The following is a 16,018-nucleotide window of genomic DNA, read 5'->3' as shown; positions in this document are numbered from 1 at the left end:
GAAGCTACCGCACCCTCGCCAGGACGGCAGTGGCCACGGGGCTCAGACCCTGGCGCAGTTCGGCAGGGATATGGCCGGCCTCCAGATGGACTTGCGCCCGCTGCGCATATTCGGTAGCCAGAGCCACCGCATGATCCAGGGCCCCGCAGGTCCGCAGAACGCCGCGGATCTTTTCGGCCCCGGCAGCTGAAAGCTCGGACGATCCGATCAGTGAGGAAACCTCTTCCCACTCGGCCCGCTGGGCAACGTAGGAGATCAGTGCTGTCCGTTTGCCCTCCCGCAGGTCTCCCCAGGTGGTCTTGCCGGTGGTTTTCTCGTCACCGAAGACCCCGAGAATATCGTCGGCAACCTGGTAGGCGATCCCCACATCCCTGCCGAAGTCACCGAGCGAATCGATGATGGTTTCATCAGCGCCAGCCAGGACAGCGCCGGCTTTGAGCGGGCTCTCGAAGGAATAGACCGCCGTCTTCAGGCGCGCCATCTGAAGGGTGTCCTCAGACGACGTCGTGTTAGAGGTTGAGGCGTCGACGTCGAGTAGCTCCCCTGCTGCTGAGGCGAACACTGCGTCGTCCAGGAGCCAGCCGAGCCGTTCCCGGGTGGCGGGGTCGGTGCGGACGCCGTCAAGGAGGCGGTGCGCGCTGGAGAGGGCCAGGTCCCCGGCAATGACCCCCATGGAGAGCCCACGGTGCGCTGCGTCGTCGGGCGCGAGACCGGCGTTTTCCGCGAGCTGACGGTATGTGCCCGAAACGTTGGGGATTCCCCGCCTGACGAAGTCGCGGTCGATGACGTCGTCGTGAACGATCAGGGCTGTGTGGAGCATTTCGAAGGACGCCGCCACCATGGCCGCGGTGGCACGGTCGGTTCCCGCCAGGCAATCGTAGGCTGTCATGACCATGCGCGGCCGGAATCGTTTGCCACCGGCTGCGCAGTTCTCGAGGGTTTCCCACAGGTGGTGATAGGTGGGTCCAAGGGTCGCGGCACGGGCCTTCGAGCGGGCGAAGCTCTTGGCGAGGACACTTTCCACCTGCTCCAAGCCGCGGGAGTCAACCAGCAAGGTTTCCATGTCCATAGGTAAAGTAAACACTGACCCCACATTTTTATGCTAAACGACTCAGGTCAGAGAGCGGTCAGACAGTGTTTGTAGCAGAAGGCAGTCCCCGCTCCAGTGCGGAACTTGTCGTCCTGGTGGACGACGACGGCACCCCCACCGGGACGCAGGAGAAGTCCGAGGTGCACCACGCGTCAACTCCGCTGCACCTCGCCTTTTCCACCCATGTCTTCGACGCCGACGGCCGGATTCTCGTCACCCGCCGGGCGCTCACCAAACGCACATGGCCGGGGGTCTGGACCAATTCGTTCTGCGGGCATCCCGGTCCGGGAGAGTCCACGGTGGATGCGATTGCGCGGCGTGCCGACTATGAGCTGGGAATCACCGTCACTGACCTGACCCCCGCCCTGCCGGACTTCAGGTACCGGGCAGTGGACTTTTCGGGAGTGGTGGAGAACGAGATTTGCCCCGTCTACACCGCCCGTTGCAGCGGGCAGCTTTCCCCGCGGGCATCGGAGGTCTGCCAGTGGGAGTGGGTTGAACCCCGCCAGCTCGTGGAAGCGGTCCGTCTCACCCCCTGGGCCTTCAGCCCCTGGCTGACGCTCCAGCTTCCGCGGCTCTACCCCGCTGAGTGATACCGCCGCCGGGTAGCCGGCCTTAGGTGATTGGCCCAGCGCTCCCACGGTGGTGCGATGCTCCAGTGCAATGCAATGGTGTGAAAGGCACGGGTGACACGACGTCGCAGGTCGGCTCCCCCCACCAGCGCACGAGGTGAGATCCCGACCCGCAGGGAAAAGTCACACGCCGTCCGGTGGCCGGGATCCAGCGCAAACGCGAGGTCGACGTCGTCGTGCACCTCGGGATCGGTTGAGTGCACCCGGGACTGCACCGCCTCCCACACCTCGGTGCGTATCGCCATGTTGGAACCGAACAGCGGCCAGCGCGCCATGGCCGCGCCCATGGAGAGGAAATAGGCCCGCATGTACAGCAAATCTGCTGTGACGGCCCGCAGCCGGGATACACCGTAGAACTGGCCAGGCCCGGTCAGCGCCGCGAGCCCGACGTCGGCGGCGAAGCGGGCGGCAATCTTCTCCAGCCAGTCGTCGGAGGGCACTGAATCGGCGTCGCACCGCACGATGACAGCGCCCTGGGCCTGGTTGTAGCCGGCAGCGGCAGCCGCGCCAATGCCCACCCGGGGCTCGGTGACCACCAGCGCACCGTGGGCCTCAGCGATCGCGGCCGTGAGGTCGGTGGAGCCGTTGTCGACAACGATCACCTCCAGCGGCTGATAGGTCTGGGCGGCGAGGGCGTCAAGGCAAACCGAGAGGAGCTCGCCGTCGTTCCGGCAGGGAATGACCACTGAGAGCGTAGGGAGCATGCCTTTGATACTAGGGTGTTTTACATGATCGACGATTTACTTCGACCTCCGGCAACCCCCTGGGCGGTGATGGCTGACGCGGTCCGCGGGGCCGCTCTGCTCAGCGTCATTGTCGTGCTGCTCTGGTGGGGGCCGGTCGAGTTTGCAGTACTTTTCTTAGTGCTCGGTGGAGTCCTCGTGTCGAGGATGGTCCGGGTTGATCCGAGGATCGATACCGTCTACGGTCTCGCTCTGCTGGTGGCCGCGTGGAGCGCCGTAGTGGATCTGTACGAGCTGATCTCCTGGTGGGATCTTGTCATCCACACGCTCGCCACAGCGGCAATCGCGCCCATCGCCTACCTGCTGCTGTTGCGGATGCGGTACGTGCCTCGGCCCGAGCCGACCCGACGGGCCGGAACGGGAGTCGCGATCATCACCCTCACGCTCGGTCTGGGCCTCAGTGTGGTGTGGGAGTTTGCTGAGTGGGCTGGAAACGAGTACATCACCAAGGAGATCAATGTGGGCTATGAAGACACGCTGGCCGACATGGCTGCCGGCGGTGCCGGCTCCCTGGCGGCCGGGGTGGTCCTCGCTTCCTCGTTGTCACGACACCGGCACTCCATTTCAGTTAATGCTCACTAGCTGAGCTGGGGAGGAGGGAGTAGCCTTGTCTGCAACTGCTTCAAAGACGAAAGTGAGCGTTCCCCTCGATGAACACTGCAGAAAAGTCACCCGCCGACGTCGTTATTGTCGGAGGTGCCCGGACCCCTCAGGGCCGCCTGAACGGCCAGCTGTCCTCCTTTACCGCTGTTGATCTGGGAGCCCTGGCGGTTGCCGGTGCACTGGACAAGGCTGGGGTCGACGCCGGCACAGTGGGGGCCGTCATCATGGGCCACGTCATCCAGGCGGGCTGCGGCCAGAATCCTGCACGACAGACCGCATTAAAAGCAGGGATCGGCTGGGATGTCCCAACGGTCACCATCAACAAGGTCTGTCTCTCCGGCCTGACGGCTGTCATCGACGCAGCCCGACTGATCCGCAGCGGCGAGGCGACAGTGGTGGTTGCCGGGGGCCAGGAATCCATGACCCGTGGGCCCCACCTGCTGCCGGGATCCCGCCAGGGCTGGACCTACGGCAACATTCAGGCAATCGACTCGGTGGCCAACGACGGCCTGACCGACGCGTTCGACAACGAGTCGATGGGCGCCTCTACCGAGCGCGGCAACACCGGCCTGGGCATCAATCGGGACGAGCAGGACGCCGTCGCCGCCGCTTCACATCAGCGCGCTGCGGCAGCAATGGAATCCGGTGTGTTCGACGTCGAAATTGTGCCGGTTTCGGTCCCCCAGCGAAAGGGCGACCCGGTGGTCCTGAGCCGGGATGAGGGGATTCGCCCGACGACGACAGTCGAGTCCCTCGCAGGGCTGCGGCCAGCGTTTGATCAAGCTGGCACCATCACAGCAGGTAATTCGTCACCACTGTCAGACGGTGCAGCAGCACTTGTCCTGACAACGCGGGCTTACGCCGAGGAAAATTCGCTCACCGTCCTCGCGGTGGTGGGGCAGCCTGGCCAGGTGGCCGGACCCGACAACTCGTTGCACTCGCAGCCATCGCGGGCGATTGAGCAGGCTTTGGGGCGCGCCGGCTGGCAAACGTCGGAGCTGGACTTCGTGGAAATCAACGAGGCTTTTGGCTCGGTGGCGTGCCAGTCGCTCAAGGATCTGGACTACCCGCTGGAGAAGACCAACATCCACGGTGGGGCCATTGCGTTGGGGCACCCCATCGGTGCCTCGGGCGCCCGCCTGGCCCTGCATGCTGCGCACGAGCTCGCCCGTCGGGGTACCGGCAAGGCGGCCGTTTCATTGTGCGGCGGCGGCGGGCAGGGAGAAGCCCTGCTCCTCTACCGCGACTGAGCCGTGACATGAAAAAACCCCTGACTCCATGAGTCAGGGGTTTTTTCGTAAACCAGAAAAGACTACTTCAGGGTTACCGTCGCGCCAGCGGCCTCGAGGGATTCCTTGGCCTTCTCGGCAGCTTCCTTGGTTGCGCCTTCCAGCACAGCCTTCGGGGCGCTGTCGACAACGTCCTTGGCTTCCTTCAGACCCAGGGAAGTCAGTGCGCGTACTTCCTTGATCACTGCGATCTTCTTGTCGCCTGCTGCTTCGAGGATAACGTCGAAGGAATCCTTCTCCTCTTCAGCAGCTTCGCCTGCGCCGCCACCGGCGGGGCCTGCAACTGCAACTGCAGCTGCGGTGACGTCGAAGGTCTCTTCGAACAGCGTAACGAACTCGGAGAGTTCGATAATGGTCAGTTCCTTGAAAGCTTCAATGAGCTCTTCGTTGGTGAGCTTCGCCATGGCGAGAGCCTTCCTTCCTATAGTGGTGCCTGGCATCGGGTTCGACGCTCGGTACCGGAGTTTGGTGGATGAAGAAAATTACTTCTCTTCAGGCGCTGCGGCAGCTTCGGGAGCGGCCTCTGACTCGGCTGCTGCTGGTGCAGCTGCTTCCTCTGCAGCAGGAGCGTCGGCGGCTGGCGTCTCTGCTGCTGCAGGCGCTCCACTTTCCTCCTCTTGCTTGATGCGCAATGCATCAATGGTGCGGGCGAGTGCTGCCATGGGTGCTTGCAGCACTCCGGCAACGCGGGCCAGCTGAAGTTCACGCGACTCGAGAGCAGCGAGAGCCTTTACACCGGCGGCGTCAAGGGCTCGGCCCTCGAAAACACCAGTCTTGATGATGAGCTGTGGGTTGGACTTCGCGAAATCCGTCAGGCTCTTTGCCGCTGCAATAGCGTCACCCTTGATGAAGGCGATTGCAGTGGGTCCGGCGAGCTGGCTATCGAACGCGTCGATGCCGGCTTCCTTGGCTGCAATGCCCGTCAGGGTGTTTTTGACGACAGCGTACTTGGTGTCCTGGCCGAGTGAACGGCGCAGTTCCTTGAGCTGTGCAACGGTGAGCCCGCGGTATTCGGTTAGGACTGCAGCATTTGAGTCTTTGAAATCAGTGACGATTTCCTCAACTGCGCTTACCTTGATTGCGGTTGCCATAACCCTCCTTCCGGGGAATTGATGCCGGCTTTTACTGCCCCAATAAAAAACGCCCCGCGCAGATGCACGGGGCTTCGGTACATCGGCTTTACCGTGTGTACTGAGGAGCTTCGTTCACCTGCGCTGGCCGCCCTTGACGGGAACCTTCAGACACATGCCCCGGCCCGCAAACCACAGGAAACCTGTGGATAAAGGGTGGGGTACGCATCGACCGACGGTCTTTGGTTCTTCAAGGGTACGTCACCGGTCAGAGGGTAACCAAATCCTGGCCCCTCGCGGAGTTTCCGCCCCGGTCTGGGACGCGGGATGGCCAGCCCTCTCACGGAAAAGTGGCCCACCCGCAGGACAACGGTCGGGCCACCACTTTTCCGCAGGCCAGCCACTTTCCTGCGCCGCCGGACGCGGGGCAGCCACTTTTGTCCTTAGCGTCAACCCTTCTTTTGCCAGGCGGCGGTGTACCCCGCGGGCACGAAACCCAGTTCCACGTTCACCGCGAGCATGTGCGCATTTTCCTCGGCGTTCCAGGTGTAGACCCGCTGCGCCTCGGGCCAGACGGAGGGTGCGGACAGCAAATTCGCTGCCTTCAACCACATACCGAGTCGATGCCCTCGATGGTTACGCAACACCAGGGTGTCGTCCTGGGACACCACTTCCGGCTTCTCCGGCTGGTACTCCAGGATGGTGTGGCCTGCGAGCAGTCCGGTAGGACAATGCCGGACCGCCCGGACCAGCGAATGGCCACCGGAGCGAAGCAGGCGGTCTTCGCCCTCCCTGATCCGTGCGGCATCCCAGACTTCCTCTTCCCAGTCCAGATCCCCCATCGGCACGTCCGTGCTCATCGTCTGGCGCAGCAGGGCGTATTGCTCCACGAGGTCTTCGGGGCAGCGGTCCCGCCACTGCACCAGCTCGTAATCCTGACCTGCTGTCTTCTGGGCGGTCCGGGCCAGCGCGTCGGCCCGCGGAAGTGACCTGTCCAGGAGCAAGACGCTACACCGATCGATCTGCGCCAGCTGGAACCCGTTACGGAGGGCAAGCGCCGTCGTCGCACAGTGCCGCGGGAAGGCTCCCGCACCCGTCGCCGGGACCAGCACGTTGACTGGACTGGCATCGAATCCGGCGGGCTCGTCGGTCCAGGCCATGATGATCGTTCTGCCGATCTCCCGCGCGTGATCTTCCAGGGCACGGTAGAGCCGCGCGCCGATGCCCTGTCTGCGGTAGTCAGGATGGACTGCGACGAAGACGTAGCACGTGCCAAGGTTATCGATGAGGGGAATGTCGATGACGGCTTTCCCGACGACGACGACGCCGTCGCGCGCCACGAACATCACACGTTCCTCGTAGTCGTTCGGCTGTGAGGACTCGTACCGCGCCTGTGGACTGTAGTAGTGGTCGTCGTTGCCCCAGAGGACCCGCTCAACCAGGTTGCTTAACTCAGCTGCCGCGACGAAGTCGGCTCCGCCGGCATGGTCGAGCGACGCCGGTCGGGTAAGGACTTCAATGGTGGTGGCAGTGGTTTTCATATCGGAAGTCTAACCGAGTGATTGAGAACTGCCAATCACTAATTCCAAACCGACTGAAATCGACGGTTAAACGACGAAGGGACGCAGCGTTATGCTGCGTCCCTTCGGCTGTCTAGCTCAGAAACTGTGCCCGACGGCGTTCGAACTGCCTAGGCGTCGGCCAGAACCTTGGTGACGCTTGGGTCAACGGTGATGCCTGGACCGAAGGTAGTGGATACCGTGGCCTTCTGGATGTAGCGACCCTTGGAAGCTGAAGGCTTCAAACGAAGCACCTCTTCCAGAGCGACCGCGTAGTTCTCGGCGAGCTTCTGCACATCGAACGACACTTTGCCGATGATGAAGTGCAGGTTGGAGTGCTTGTCGACGCGGAAGTCGATCTTGCCACCCTTGATGTCTGTAACAGCCTTCGTGACGTCGGCGGTTACGGTGCCGGTCTTCGGGTTTGGCATCAGGTTACGGGGACCCAGCACCTTACCCAGACGGCCAACCTTTCCCATGAGGTCAGGGGTGGCGACGGCGGCGTCGAAATCGACCCAGCCGGCTGCAACCTTCTCGATCATGTCGTCGGAACCAACGAAGTCGGCGCCTGCAGCAATTGCCGCTTCTGCCTTTTCGCCCGTCGCGAAGACCAGGACGCGCTTGGTCTTGCCGGTGCCGTGCGGGAGGTTGACCGTGCCGCGGACCATCTGGTCAGCCTTGCGAGGGTCAACACCCAACCGGAACGCTACCTCGACGGTGGCGTCGAAGGTTGAGGGGTTGGTTTCCTTGGCCAGAACTACTGCCTCGAGCGGGGCGTACTGCTTGTCTGCCTCGATCTTGGCTTCGGCCGCCTTATATGCTTTGCTGCGCTTTGCCATCTGCTTTTTCTCCTTATGCAGTTGTGGTCTGCGGACCGCGCGGGCCCTGCCACACTCCGACGCTCGATTCCGCCAAGTTGGCGGTTCTCGCGTCTACGTTTTCTTTGTGAGGTGCACGGTGAATCGCTTCGCCGAGCGGTGGGTGAAAGGCTTTAGCCTTCTACCGTGATACCCATTGAGCGGGCGGTACCGGCGATGATCTTGGCTGCTGCCTCGACATCGTTGGCGTTGAGGTCTTCCATTTTCATGGTGGCGATCTCGTTGACCTGGTCCTTGCTCAGCTTGGCAACCTTGACGGTGTGCGGCGTTGCGGAACCCTTGGCAACTCCGGCAGCCTTCTTGATGAGCTCGGCAGCTGGAGGGGTCTTGGTGATGAACGTGAATGAGCGATCCTCATACACGGTGATTTCAACGGGGATGACGTTTCCGCGCTGGGATTCTGTTGCAGCGTTGTACGCCTTGCAGAATTCCATGATGTTGACGCCGTGCTGGCCAAGTGCTGGACCAATGGGTGGTGCCGGGTTAGCGGCGCCCGCATTGATCTGCAACTTGATCAGGCCGGTGACCTTTTTCTTGGGGGCCATGAAGGGTCCTTCTTTCACATTACGTCCACAGGACAGGAGCGTCCCATGGGTTGTTGGTCACCATGGCGTGATGACCTACCGCACCACCTGGGCTAAGCCGGCCCGGGCGGTACGAAGCTTGATTACTGCAGCTTGGTGACCTGGCTGAACGAGAGCGTCACCGGGGTTTCGCGCTCGAAGATCGATACCAGAACAACCAGCTGCTGGGACTCCGGTTTGATCTCGGAAATTGTCGCCTGCAGGGTCTCGAATGGGCCCTCGTTGACCGTGACCGGCTCGCCTACTTCGAAGTTGACCGTCGCTGGGGTGAGCTGGTTCTTCGCTGGCTTGCCCGATTCAGGATCGGTGTGGACCACTGTGTGCTCGAGCATGGAGAACACTTCACCGAGGCTCAGTGGCACCGGGTTGTGGGCGTTACCCACAAAGCCGGTGACTCCCGGGGTGTGCCGGACGGCACCCCACGATGCGTCGGTGAGGTCCATGCGGACGAGCACGTAACCGGGAATACGGACCCGGTTGACGATTTTGCGGGTGGTGTTCTTGATCTCCACCACTTCCTCCATCGGCACCTGGATTTCGAAGATGTGCTCTTCCATGTCCAGGGTCTGGATACGAGTCTCGAGGTTCGCTTTCACGCGGTTCTCGTAACCCGCATAGGAGTGGATGACATACCAGTCACCCTCCTGCCGGCGGAGCTGCGCCTTGAAAAGTGCCACCGGATCTTCCGCCGGAGCGGCATCCTCGTCGGCGGCCGGCTCGGAATCATCGACGTCGGTTTCGACATCGGTGGATTCTGCGGTCTCGGTGGATTCTTCAGTTTCGCCTTCGAAAGGTTCCACTGGGGACTCGGTCTCGCCGTCGGCCGAGGCATCGCTGTCAGCCGGGGTCGCTTCGACTCCGGAATCAGCTACCTGATCCTCGTTCTCCAGATCATCCTCAACAGAAGTGATCTGCCGTTCGAGTTCTTGCTCGGACACCTAGCTGCCTGCTTTCTAAAATTCTTCAGCTTGTTTACTGCATTACCGCGCGGGTCTCGCTATGCGCCGCCGAAGACCCATACCGCAGCCGTCCCGAACAGGAAGTCCAGGGCGGTCACAATCAGCATCATGATGATCACGAAGACCATCACGGTGATGGTGTACCGCACGAGTTCCCTGCGGGTCGGTACAACTACCTTCTTGAGCTCAGAGACAACCTGCCGCACGAAGAGGATGATTCGGCCGAAGAAACCCCGCTTGGGAGTGTTCTTCTCGGAAGGGCCACCCTGGGGGCTGCCCGCAGCCGTTTCGGTCACCTTCAACCTCTTCCATTTGTGTCGGTTTCTGTAGTCCGTGAGGACTCTCTTGCTACGTCGAATGCGCAGGGCAGACAGGACTCGAACCTGCAACCTGCGGTTTTGGAGACCGCTGCGCTACCAATTGCGCCACTACCCTATGGATTGATTCCGCCGATCCGACTACGCTAACGCAGGCACGAACCATCATGGCGATTTCAACACCGAGGAATAAGTCTACGCAATGTCCGCCCCGGCGTCGAACCGGAAGACCCGGCGAACCGCCTGGACCGCTAGAAGTGCCCGAAAAAGGCTGAGTTGTGCGACAGTAACGTGGCCGGACGGCGTCTTCGGCCTAAGCTGGAATCACGTCACAGTCCACTGCACCACCAACTCTAAGGGAACACCATGACTGCCACCCCTGACGCCCAGACGCAGGACGCCCCGAACGAGCCACGACGGCGGATCTCGAAGCGAATTGCCGCCATCGCTGAATCGGCGACACTCGCCGTCGATGCCAAGGCGAAGGCGCTTAAGGCCGCCGGCCGTCCGGTAATTGGGTTTGGTGCTGGCGAACCCGATTTTCCTACACCCGACTACATTGTGGAAGCGGCGATCGACGCGGCACGGCAGCCCCGTTTCCACAGGTACTCGCCTGCAGGGGGGCTTCCCGAACTGAAGCAGGCCATCGCCGAGAAGACGCTGAGGGACTCGGGCTACACGGTTGATCCGGCCCAGGTGCTTGTCACCAACGGTGGCAAGCAGGCCGTCTATGAATCCTTCGCCACCTTGCTCGATCCCGGAGACGAGGTTCTGGTTCCCACACCGTTCTGGACCACCTACCCCGAGGCTATCCGGTTGGCTGGCGGCGTTCCGGTGGAGGTGTTTGCCGGACCCGAGCAGGGCTACCTGGTGACCGTCGACCAGTTGGAGGCTGCGCTGACCCCGCGCACCAAAATTCTGCTGTTTGTTTCCCCATCCAACCCCACCGGAGCGGTTTACAGCCCGGACCAGGTGAAGGAAATCGGCGATTGGGCTGCGGGGCATGACCTGTGGGTAGTTACCGACGAAATCTACGAGCACCTCACGTACGACGGCGTCCCGTTCACCTCCATTGCCACTGCGTCACCTGCAATTGGCGACCGAATGGTGATCCTCAACGGCGTCGCAAAGACCTACGCCATGACCGGCTGGCGGGTGGGCTGGATGATCGGGCCGAAGGACGTGGTGAAGGCCGCCACCAACCTGCAGTCCCATGCCACGTCCAATGTCTCGAACGTACCCCAGATGGCGGCCTTGGCCGCAGTGTCCGGCCCGTTGACAGCAGTTAACGAGATGAAGGTGGCGTTTGACCGACGGCGGATTGCGATGGTGGAGGGGCTGAACGCGATCGACGGCATCGAGTGCCCGGTCCCCAAAGGCGCCTTCTATGCCTACGCTGACGTTCGGTCTCTGCTGGGTCGCGAACTGGGAGGGATTCGGCCAGCGACCTCAGCTGAGCTGGCCGCGCTGATTCTGGACAAGGTCGAGGTGGCGGTGGTGCCGGGTGAAGCGTTCGGCCCCAGTGGGTACCTTCGGCTGTCCTATGCCTTGGGTGATGCTGACCTCGCCACCGGCGTCGGTCGCCTGCAGGAGTTCCTCGCCACGGCGCAGTAATTAACGACGGCGCAGTAGTTTGCACAGTGTCCTCCCGGCCAGCCGCCCGGGCGCTAGAGGAGCCGCCGTTCGGCGGCCCACCGGGTGAGTTCATGCCGGGAGGACAGCTGGAGCTTCCGTAGCACCGCCGATACGTGCGTTTCGACCGTCTTGATGGAGATGAACAGCTCCTTGGCGACCTCTTTGTAGCTGTAACCGCGGGCGATGAGGCGCATCACCTCGAGTTCGCGGGCCGAAAGCCGGTCCAGTTCGCTATCCACCGAGGCGACTGCCGCGGTGCCGAAGGCGTCAAGGACAAAACCGGCCAGCCGCGGCGAGAACACGGCGTCCCCGGAGGCAACCCTCAACACGGCGTCGGAAATCTCGGGGCCGGATATGGTCTTGGTGACATATCCCCTGGCACCGGCACGGATCACAGTCACCACGTCCTCTGCCGCGTCTGACACGCTCAGCGCCAGGAACCGCGTCCCCGCGAGCAGGCCAGTACAGCCCGCGATAACCTCGGCACCGCCGCCGCCGGAACCGCCCGGCAGGTGCACATCCAGGAGCACCACCTGCGGCCGGTGCTCGTGGATGGCAGCAATGGCTTCAGCTACTCCGGCGGCTTCTGCAAGAACTGTGATTCGGCTGTCGAGGTCGGCGCGAAGACCGGATCGGAAGATGGCGTGGTCATCAACCACGACCACCGTGATTGGCTGCTGGGGATCATTCACTGCGCACCGTCTGCTTCCTTTTCTGGCATCACCAGTTTAACCTCGGTGCCTTCCGAGTTACTGCGGATGGACACCTCACCTCCGTGTCGGTCCATCCGGCTATACAGGGAGACGCGGATCCCCATCCGATCCTCCGGAATGGTCTCCGGATCGAACCCGCTGCCCCGATCCCTGACGAAGATCGTCGATCCGGTCGGGCCGGCCTCCAGGTACACGGAAATGTTGCCCCCCGCGTGTTTCGCGGCGTTGAGCACCGCCTCGCGGGCTGCCTGCGCCAGAATCTCCTGCCGCGCGGAGAGTTCAGCGTCCCCCACAACCACTACGTCGATGGGAGTGCCGTAGCTATCCTCGATCTCGGCAGCGAGGGCGCGGATCCGCTCCGCCAGGTTTCCAGACTGCTGGGTGGCATCGGCGTACAGCCAGTTTCGCAACTCACGTTCCTGCGCTCGGGCCAGCCGGACCACATCCTGTTCGGAGCCCGCCCGGTTCTGGATCAGCGCGAGGGTCTGCAGCACCGAATCATGGAGGTGGGCGGCGATTTCGGCCCGTTCAGTTTCTCTGGCCCGCCCCGATCTTTCGGTTTCAAGATCCCGCCAGAACTTCAGCCCCCACGGGGCCAACACCAGAAAGACCCCAGCCAGCACCGCTCCCGTGGCTATCAGTGTTGACCAGGTGAGCTCCCAGGAGATGGACCCGGAAACCATGATCAGCACTCCAACAGTCACCAACAGCAGGCCGGCTACCAGTCGGGCCAGGCCTCCGGCCTGCGATGCCCCGGCACGGTTCATCAGGCCAGCACGGCGTGTCTCGTCCAGTTGGGTCCAGGCCAGTACTGCCCCGGCCACCACCACACCGACCGGCAGCAGGGTGTCGAGCGGCAGGTTGGCGCCAAGCTGCTGGGCAATCGCCACTGCCGCCACCAGCAAAAGTGCAGTGCCGAGCAGGACTTCGCGTTTACCGATGAGGGATTGAGTGCTGCCGCGCGACCCAGCCGAGGGATCCGCCGTCGGGCTCACCATTGGGCTTGCGGAACTCCCTACGAAGCTGCTGGTGGCCCCACCGGCAGCCCCCTGGGACGTCGGGAAGGTGAGGCGGGGGCCCACTGGGGTGGGGGCCCGCCGGAGTTGTTCCTCCTGGGTGGGGACCAGCACCCACAACCAGCCATAGAGGAAGATCCCTGCCCCGCCGGCAAATGCCAGGCCCACCATGGCGATCCGTGCCACGTTGATCGTGATGCCGAGGTGGGCGGCAAGTCCCGCGCACACACCGGCGATCATCGCGTCGTTGGAGCGAAGCAGGGCTGGTCTCATGACCCAATCCAAACACGATCCCGGGCCGACTGGTGCGGGATTCAGGGAAAGTCAGGTGCCCCTCAGGGACAGGTCAGGGTAGCCCCCGATAGAAACTCTGTTCCCCTGCCGACAGGATTGAAGTATGAATTCGCATCAGGACCCGAACGACCACTCGGATAACCCTCCGATTGAAGCAACACCCGATCCCGTGGAGCCGGCTGCCGGACATGGTCAGGACTTCAGCCCCCGGGACCAGCCCGCAGGCGAGGCTCCTCCCNCCCGCCGTCAACGGCATGCCTGACCCAGACAGCGCTCCCGGGGGGACGCCTCGGGCCGACACACCCCCAGCAGCCTCCACCAACTTCTTTGGCTGGCTTCGTGGCCTTGGCATCGTCAGGGGTCAGGACCGCTGGATCGGCGGGGTCGCCAGCGGTATCGCGGTCCGGACCGGCCTGGACCCGGTCCTCATCCGGGGCGGGTTTATCCTGCTGGCAATCTTCGGCGGCGTGGGAGTCCTGCTGTACGGCCTCGCGTGGGCGCTGCTGCCCGAACCAGACGGACGCATCCACCTCGAATCCGCGGCGCGGGGCAGCTGGACCTCAGGCATGACCGGCGCCCTGATCCTGACGGTTGTGGGAATCGGCCGCCCCAACTTTCCGTTCTTCGTCGACGACGGTGGTGGTGGTGCATTTTTCTGGACCATCTTCTGGATCGGCGCCGTTATCTTCGGGATTTATGTGGTGGTCACTATGTCGAACAAGAAGACGGACGCCCCAGGGACTGCAAGCGCGCCACCCGCCGGGGCCCACACCAGCTCGACTCACACTGTCGCCACCGACAAACCTGGCACGTCCCGACCGCCGGGCACCCTAACCCCACCACCTCTGTACAGTGAGCTGCCACCGCTCCCGGCTCCCAGGCAGAGACCGCCTGTGCCGCAGAAACCTCCGGTCCCCAAGCCGAGCGGCGCCGAATTGGCTCTCTATCTGGGTGGCGCACTCATCGCCGTCGGCGCCGTCCTGGTCCTCGACTACACCGGAATTTTCAGCCTGGGCAACTCAGCGATCCCGGTTGCGATCGCCGCTGGCCTGATCCTGCTCGGATTGGGCATCGTGACGCTGGGTCTCCGCGGCCGCACCTCAGGCTTCCTCGGCTTCATGGCTGCAGTCGGCATGGCGGCAGCAGTGGTGACCGGCTCAACCCTAGGCACGGGAGCTCTCACGATCGGCAGCAGTGCCGCCTGGAGTCCCACCACCGAGAGACCTGCCAGCGACGGATACACCGTGGTTGCGGGTCAGGGCACCGTTGATCTCAGCAACCTGGCCAACCTCGACGAAGATCTGGTGGTCCCAGTGAACAGCCTCGCAGGAAATGTGGGCATCCTGATTCCCGACGACGTCCCGGTTGAGGTGCGCTCCTCAATCGCTCTCGGAGCTCTCAGCACCGTGGATAACGGCCAGGAAGCGACGGCTGGCGGCATGTGGCATCCCGCGCAGATCGATTTGAACCAGGACGCCTCCGGACCGAGGATCATCCTCGAAATCCGCGGCGCCATGAGCCACACCACGGTGGCCGCCACCCAAACCGAACTTGAAAACGTAGGAGGCATCTCGCGATGAGCACCACTGGGTACACTGCCAAGAACGACGGCGGGAAATCAGTCCGCGCCGGCACCGTGGTCTGGGGGCTGATAGCGATCGCGGTGGGAATTCTGGTGCTGCTGTCTCAACTTGTTGACATCAACCTGGACACCGGTCTGGTGCTGATCGGTTTACTGGTCGGCACCGGGGTGGCCCTCGTGGTCGGCGGTCTGATCTCAATGACCGGCCGCAAATCCAACCACCACTGACTACCGAAACGGGTTAGCCTAAATCATGGACAAATTCTTCGATATTCTCCGTAAATCACCCATCAAGCGTGCCCCGGGCGGGTGGCTCGGCGGGATTGCTTCCGGCATCGCACTGCAGTTCAACTGGCCAGTCGCGTACGTCCGGATCGGCATCCTCCTGAGTTTCCTCCTGCCGTTCATCAGCATCCCGATGTACTTCGTGGCGTGGCTGCTCCTTCCCAAGACGGACGGCACCGTAGCGTTGCAGAAGATCATCGCCAGCCGGTAACGAACGCCGTAGTGAAGTAGGGGGCGCCCCGCAGCAGCGGGGTGCATCTAGGCAGACACTGCTCAGAATGGCGGTGGGGTTTCCGGCCGTGGTGCTGGTGGTGGGTCTGGTCGGGTGAGGTAGGTTTCGCCGAGTGGTGAGATCGCGATGATCGTCCCGGGGTCGGGTTGTTGGTAGTGCCAGTAGCCTTCGGTTTTGAACATGTGGTGACGTTTACACAGGGACGCCAGATTCCCGTAGGACGTTTTGCCGCCTTGGGACCAGGGGGTGGTGTGGTCGAGTTCGCAGAACACCGCCAACCGGTTACATCCCGGATGCCGACACGTCCCGTCCCTGACCCGGACCGCATCCTTCAGGTCCTGCGGGACCCGATACGTGGTCGCATCAGCGCCCAGCCTGGCCCCGGTAAAGGGGTGGGTGAGGATCCTGGTGAACGATGGTGCGTGCCCGGCGAGCTGACGTGCCGTCTCAGGATCAATCGGCCCATACCCTTCCAACTCACCCGGAGCATCCCCGCCGAGGAGAGTCATCACCGGAACGGTGACGAACACCTTCGCC

The 16,018-nt window shown here is 62.9% G+C and carries 19 protein-coding genes and 1 tRNA gene; 7 read left to right on the top strand and 13 right to left on the bottom strand.

All coding sequences use genetic code 11. From position 1 onward, the window contains the following. Positions 1-4: 4 nt before the first annotated feature. Positions 5-1,069, bottom strand: a complete 1,065-nt coding sequence (locus tag B384_RS0102055) for a polyprenyl synthetase family protein (protein WP_019481480.1) — start codon at positions 1,067-1,069, stop codon at positions 5-7. A gap of 65 nt (positions 1,070-1,134) precedes the next feature. Here B384_RS0102055 and idi point away from each other — a divergent pair, with 65 nt between their 5' ends. Continuing rightward, positions 1,135-1,683, top strand: a complete 549-nt coding sequence (gene idi / locus B384_RS0102050; RefSeq protein ID WP_019481479.1) for an isopentenyl-diphosphate Delta-isomerase — start codon at positions 1,135-1,137, stop codon at positions 1,681-1,683. Here the strand turns inward: idi and B384_RS17450 are convergent. After that, positions 1,668-2,426, bottom strand: a complete 759-nt coding sequence (locus tag B384_RS17450) for a glycosyltransferase family 2 protein (protein ID WP_035766227.1) — start codon at positions 2,424-2,426, stop codon at positions 1,668-1,670. The two genes, idi and B384_RS17450, sit on opposite strands and share 16 nt — an antisense overlap. A 24-nt stretch (positions 2,427-2,450) precedes the next feature. Here B384_RS17450 and B384_RS0102040 point away from each other — a divergent pair, with 24 nt between their 5' ends. Together B384_RS0102040 and B384_RS0102035 are read left to right on the top strand one after the other, a co-directional pair. After that, positions 2,451-3,047, top strand: a complete 597-nt coding sequence (locus B384_RS0102040) for a hypothetical protein (RefSeq protein WP_019481477.1) — start codon at positions 2,451-2,453, stop codon at positions 3,045-3,047. Positions 3,048-3,115: 68 nt separating this feature from the next. After that, positions 3,116-4,318, top strand: a complete 1,203-nt coding sequence (locus tag B384_RS0102035; RefSeq protein ID WP_019481476.1) for an acetyl-CoA C-acetyltransferase — start codon at positions 3,116-3,118, stop codon at positions 4,316-4,318. A gap of 62 nt (positions 4,319-4,380) precedes the next feature. On the opposite strand, the gene rplL is transcribed toward B384_RS0102035, so the two are convergent. The 8 genes from rplL to B384_RS0101995 all read right to left on the bottom strand — a co-directional run bounded on the left by rplL (position 4,381) and on the right by B384_RS0101995 (position 9,842). Then, on the bottom strand, positions 4,381-4,761 hold the full coding sequence (rplL, locus tag B384_RS0102030; protein WP_019481475.1) for a 50S ribosomal protein L7/L12: 381 nt from the start codon (positions 4,759-4,761) through the stop codon (positions 4,381-4,383). Positions 4,762-4,839: 78 nt separating this feature from the next. Further along, complete coding sequence (gene rplJ / locus B384_RS0102025; protein ID WP_019481474.1) at positions 4,840-5,448, bottom strand: 50S ribosomal protein L10; 609 nt, start codon at positions 5,446-5,448, stop codon at positions 4,840-4,842. A gap of 428 nt (positions 5,449-5,876) precedes the next feature. Then, entirely contained in the window at positions 5,877-6,968 is a 1,092-nt protein-coding gene (locus tag B384_RS0102020; RefSeq protein ID WP_019481473.1) for a GNAT family N-acetyltransferase, read from the bottom strand. Positions 6,969-7,117: 149 nt separating this feature from the next. Further along, positions 7,118-7,825: a 50S ribosomal protein L1 gene (rplA, locus tag B384_RS0102015; RefSeq protein WP_019481472.1), complete on the bottom strand. Its 708-nt coding sequence runs from the start codon at positions 7,823-7,825 to the stop codon at positions 7,118-7,120. Positions 7,826-7,977: 152 nt separating this feature from the next. Then, complete coding sequence (gene rplK, locus B384_RS0102010; RefSeq protein ID WP_024475782.1) at positions 7,978-8,409, bottom strand: 50S ribosomal protein L11; 432 nt, start codon at positions 8,407-8,409, stop codon at positions 7,978-7,980. Positions 8,410-8,531: 122 nt separating this feature from the next. Further along, positions 8,532-9,386 (bottom strand): transcription termination/antitermination protein NusG, encoded by an 855-nt coding sequence (nusG, locus tag B384_RS0102005; protein WP_019481470.1) that lies wholly within the window; start codon positions 9,384-9,386, stop codon positions 8,532-8,534. Between the two features lie 59 nt (positions 9,387-9,445). Continuing rightward, a complete protein-coding gene (gene secE, locus B384_RS0102000) occupies positions 9,446-9,703 on the bottom strand; it encodes a preprotein translocase subunit SecE (RefSeq protein ID WP_019481469.1) in 258 nt (85 codons plus the stop codon). Between the two features lie 66 nt (positions 9,704-9,769). Beyond that, positions 9,770-9,842, bottom strand: a tRNA-Trp gene (locus B384_RS0101995). 248 nt (positions 9,843-10,090) lie between these two features. Here B384_RS0101995 and B384_RS0101990 point away from each other — a divergent pair. Further along, positions 10,091-11,338 (top strand): pyridoxal phosphate-dependent aminotransferase, encoded by a 1,248-nt coding sequence (locus tag B384_RS0101990; RefSeq protein WP_019481468.1) that lies wholly within the window; start codon positions 10,091-10,093, stop codon positions 11,336-11,338. A gap of 53 nt (positions 11,339-11,391) precedes the next feature. Here the strand turns inward: B384_RS0101990 and B384_RS0101985 are convergent, their stop codons facing one another. Beyond that, positions 11,392-12,051, bottom strand: coding sequence for a LuxR C-terminal-related transcriptional regulator (locus B384_RS0101985; protein WP_019481467.1), 660 nt, complete (start codon positions 12,049-12,051; stop codon positions 11,392-11,394). Next, positions 12,048-13,361: an ATP-binding protein gene (locus B384_RS0101980; RefSeq protein ID WP_019481466.1), complete on the bottom strand. Its 1,314-nt coding sequence runs from the start codon at positions 13,359-13,361 to the stop codon at positions 12,048-12,050. Before B384_RS0101980 ends, B384_RS0101985 begins: the two co-directional genes overlap by 4 nt. A gap of 209 nt (positions 13,362-13,570) precedes the next feature. On the opposite strand from B384_RS0101980, the gene B384_RS17445 reads away from it, so the two are divergent. Genes B384_RS17445 through B384_RS0101965 form a run of 3 tightly spaced genes read left to right on the top strand, consistent with a single transcriptional unit; the run spans position 13,571 to position 15,460 of the window. Next, the gene (locus B384_RS17445) at positions 13,571-14,962 is read left to right on the top strand and encodes a PspC domain-containing protein (protein WP_019481465.1); all 1,392 of its coding nucleotides are present in this window, start codon (positions 13,571-13,573) and stop codon (positions 14,960-14,962) included. After that, complete coding sequence (locus tag B384_RS0101970) at positions 14,959-15,192, top strand: hypothetical protein (RefSeq protein ID WP_019481464.1); 234 nt, start codon at positions 14,959-14,961, stop codon at positions 15,190-15,192. Before B384_RS17445 ends, B384_RS0101970 begins: the two co-directional genes overlap by 4 nt. Positions 15,193-15,217: 25 nt before the next feature. Then, entirely contained in the window at positions 15,218-15,460 is a 243-nt protein-coding gene (locus B384_RS0101965; RefSeq protein WP_019481463.1) for a PspC domain-containing protein, read from the top strand. A 62-nt stretch (positions 15,461-15,522) separates the two neighbouring features. Here the strand turns inward: B384_RS0101965 and B384_RS17440 are convergent. Then, positions 15,523-16,018: HNH endonuclease signature motif containing protein (locus B384_RS17440; RefSeq protein ID WP_035766225.1), on the bottom strand; the 496-nt coding region annotated here is incomplete at its 5' end.

It is taken from the genome of Arthrobacter sp. TB 23 (assembly GCF_000294595.1).
Lineage (GTDB): Bacteria > Actinomycetota > Actinomycetes > Actinomycetales > Micrococcaceae > Arthrobacter_D.
This window is presented reverse-complemented; position numbering and strand designations above follow the sequence as displayed.

Bases quoted from the DNA above. Each gene is read 5' to 3' on its own strand.
- rplK (WP_024475782.1), bottom strand. From the start codon at position 8,409: ATGGCCCCCAAGAAAAAGGTCACCGGCCTGATCAAGTTGCAGATCAAT.
- B384_RS0101970 (WP_019481464.1), top strand. From the start codon at position 14,959: ATGAGCACCACTGGGTACACTGCCAAGAACGACGGCGGGAAATCAGTC.
- B384_RS0101990 (WP_019481468.1), top strand. From the start codon at position 10,091: ATGACTGCCACCCCTGACGCCCAGACGCAGGACGCCCCGAACGAGCCA.
- B384_RS0101980 (WP_019481466.1), bottom strand. From the start codon at position 13,361: ATGAGACCAGCCCTGCTTCGCTCCAACGACGCGATGATCGCCGGTGTG.
- rplJ (WP_019481474.1), bottom strand. From the start codon at position 5,448: ATGGCAACCGCAATCAAGGTAAGCGCAGTTGAGGAAATCGTCACTGAT.
- B384_RS17450 (WP_035766227.1), bottom strand. From the start codon at position 2,426: ATGCTCCCTACGCTCTCAGTGGTCATTCCCTGCCGGAACGACGGCGAG.
- B384_RS0102055 (WP_019481480.1), bottom strand. From the start codon at position 1,069: ATGGACATGGAAACCTTGCTGGTTGACTCCCGCGGCTTGGAGCAGGTG.
- B384_RS0102040 (WP_019481477.1), top strand. From the start codon at position 2,451: ATGATCGACGATTTACTTCGACCTCCGGCAACCCCCTGGGCGGTGATG.
- B384_RS0102020 (WP_019481473.1), bottom strand. From the start codon at position 6,968: ATGAAAACCACTGCCACCACCATTGAAGTCCTTACCCGACCGGCGTCG.
- rplA (WP_019481472.1), bottom strand. From the start codon at position 7,825: ATGGCAAAGCGCAGCAAAGCATATAAGGCGGCCGAAGCCAAGATCGAG.
- B384_RS0101965 (WP_019481463.1), top strand. From the start codon at position 15,218: ATGGACAAATTCTTCGATATTCTCCGTAAATCACCCATCAAGCGTGCC.
- B384_RS0102035 (WP_019481476.1), top strand. From the start codon at position 3,116: ATGAACACTGCAGAAAAGTCACCCGCCGACGTCGTTATTGTCGGAGGT.
- rplL (WP_019481475.1), bottom strand. From the start codon at position 4,761: ATGGCGAAGCTCACCAACGAAGAGCTCATTGAAGCTTTCAAGGAACTG.